Consider the following 1,673-nt stretch of genomic DNA (forward strand, 5'->3'; position numbering starts at 1 on the left):
CGGCCGCCGATGCCGTGCGCCGGATCAACTCGGGGGTTTCGGTAGAGGTCTTGCCGCAGCGACTGGATGGCGCGGCGCTGGCGCACCGGATGGCACAGGTGGATGTGGTGCTGGATTGTTCGGACAATTATGCAACGCGTCAGGCGGTGAATGCTGCAGCAGTTGTCAGCCGTACACCCTTGGTGTCGGGTGCCGCGGTACGCTTTGATGGCCAGTTGCTGGTAGTCGATCCGCGTGTCGAGAATAGCCCGTGCTATCACTGCCTGTTTGGCGGCAGTGACGCCAGTGACGGAGCTTGTGCGACTTTCGGTGTTTTTTCACCACTGGTCGGAGTGATTGGTGCGCAGCAGGCGGTGGAAGCATTGAAGCTGCTGATGGGTATTGGTGTTAGTCCGGTCGGGCGTCTGATTACTTATGACGCGCTAAATGCCGCCTGGCGCGAGATGCGCTTTAGCCGCGACCCGGATTGTGCCGTGTGTGGCGCTGTTTAGCGCCATGGCAAGTCGCTGTAGCGCCCGGTTTCGATAATCAGCAGAGCCATAAACAGGCGCCGGGCCCGGCGTCAGGCCCGTGCCCGGCAGAAACAATGCCGGCACTATGGATCAGAAACCCGCTTGCCAGTGCCCGCTCTTGCCGCCCTGTTTTTCCAGCAGGCGGACGCCGCCGATTTCCATGCCGCGGTCTATGGCCTTGAGCATGTCGTAAACCGTCAGCAGGCCGGCATTGACGGCGCTTAATGCTTCCATTTCCACACCGGTGCGGCCGACGGTTTCGGCCGTGACCCGGATATGCAGGCGGTTAAGTTCGGCCTCTGGGCTGAATTCGACTGCCACGCGGGTCAGGGCAATCGGGTGGCACAGCGGGATCAGGTCGGCGCAGCGTTTGGCGCCCTGAATGGCGGCGATGCGGGCGATGCCGATAACGTCGCCTTTTTTATTATTGCCGGAGAGCAACTGGGCAAAAGTGTCTGCCAGCATGGTGATATGGCCGGTCGCAACGGCTACGCGACGGGTTTCGTTCTTGGCGCCGACATCGACCATATGGGCTTGGCCGGCGGCACTAGCGAGGATTTGCTCAGCCTGTTGCGTGCGCGCGGAGACGACTGGGCGGCGGCCTTAGCGCCGGACAAGGTATTCCGCGTGGTGGTGGACAGGGAAATCAAGCGCGGGGTGGCCGAGATCGCCGATGGCGCCGAGGTCGGCATCTTGCCACCGGTGACCGGAGGCTGATATGTGGCTGGATATTACGGTACGCAAAGCGGCGTTTGTCAGCGCCTATGAGGAAGAGCGGCTATTGGCCGAAGCGGGGGATGCCGGTGCGCTGGTCGGCTTTCAGGGCAGGGTGCGCGGTCAGGATGGCGAGTTGCCGCTGGCTGCGCTGCATCTTGAGCACTATCCGGGCGTAACCGAAGACGAAATCGCCCGCATCGCCCATGAGGCGGCACTGCGCTGGCCATTGACGGCCTGCCGTATCATTCACCGCGTGGGCCGGCTGACGGTGGGTGAGGGTATTGTGCTGGTGCTGGTGGCCAGTGGCCACCGGGCTGCGGCTTTTGCGGCGGCCGAATTCTTGATGGACTACCTGAAAACCCGCGCCCCGTTCTGGAAGCGCGAAGAATTCATTGATGGCAGCAGCCACTGGGTCGAAGCCAAGGCTTCCGACGATGCCGCCGC

General features: G+C 62.5%; 4 protein-coding genes. 3 read left to right on the plus strand and 1 reads right to left on the minus strand.

Translation table 11 applies throughout. From position 1 onward, the window contains the following. The coding region (locus EGI20_RS18375; RefSeq protein ID WP_498632918.1) for a HesA/MoeB/ThiF family protein at window positions 1-491 on the plus strand (491 nt) is incomplete at its 5' end. A 111-nt stretch (window positions 492-602) separates the two neighbouring features. On the opposite strand, the gene moaC is transcribed toward EGI20_RS18375, so the two are convergent. Then, window positions 603-1,040 (minus strand): cyclic pyranopterin monophosphate synthase MoaC, encoded by a 438-nt coding sequence (gene moaC / locus EGI20_RS18380; protein ID WP_498633134.1) that lies wholly within the window; start codon window positions 1,038-1,040, stop codon window positions 603-605. Between moaC and EGI20_RS18385 the strand changes: the two genes are divergently transcribed. After that, window positions 984-1,229, plus strand: a complete 246-nt coding sequence (locus tag EGI20_RS18385) for a MoaD/ThiS family protein (protein WP_498633136.1) — start codon at window positions 984-986, stop codon at window positions 1,227-1,229. The genes moaC and EGI20_RS18385 overlap by 57 nt on opposite strands. 1 nt (window position 1,230) lies before the next feature. After that, a partial coding sequence (locus tag EGI20_RS18390) for a molybdenum cofactor biosynthesis protein MoaE (protein ID WP_498633137.1) occupies window positions 1,231-1,673 on the plus strand: 443 nt, incomplete at its 3' end.

The organism is Aquitalea sp. S1-19 (genome assembly GCF_024343515.1).

Bases quoted from the DNA above. Each gene is read 5' to 3' on its own strand.
- EGI20_RS18385 (WP_498633136.1), top strand. From the start codon at position 984: ATGGCCGGTCGCAACGGCTACGCGACGGGTTTCGTTCTTGGCGCCGAC.
- moaC (WP_498633134.1), bottom strand. From the start codon at position 1,040: ATGGTCGATGTCGGCGCCAAGAACGAAACCCGTCGCGTAGCCGTTGCG.